Source organism: Pseudomonas sp. URMO17WK12:I11, assembly GCF_007677725.1.
Lineage (GTDB): Bacteria > Pseudomonadota > Gammaproteobacteria > Pseudomonadales > Pseudomonadaceae > Aquipseudomonas.
The window spans coordinates 1-210 of the sequence record NZ_VEDF01000084.1; the positions used below are offsets into that span (position 1 = coordinate 1).

Sequence of the window (210 nt, forward strand, 5' to 3'; positions counted from 1 at the left end):
GGGGTCAGTATTGGCTACGAGGCTTTCAAAGCTTCCGCCGCTAACGCTAGTGATGCTGTTGGTGACAGCATCATGTCTTTGGTAGACATCGTTGCTGACGGCAGCCGTTGCGGTGCTGGAGCTTTGGCCAACTGGAATCGTGATGATTTGCCCGTTGGTCAGGGTCACTACAACCGGAGCGACAGTCACCGGTGCGCCGATGCTGGCGGT

1 protein-coding gene is annotated in these 210 nt (G+C 57.1%); it reads right to left on the reverse strand.

Annotation, left to right across the window (positions count from 1 at the left end; all coding sequences use genetic code 11):
- Nucleotides 1-210 (reverse strand): immunoglobulin-like domain-containing protein (locus FS665_RS23575; RefSeq protein ID WP_145193688.1); only part of this gene is annotated, 210 nt, incomplete at both ends.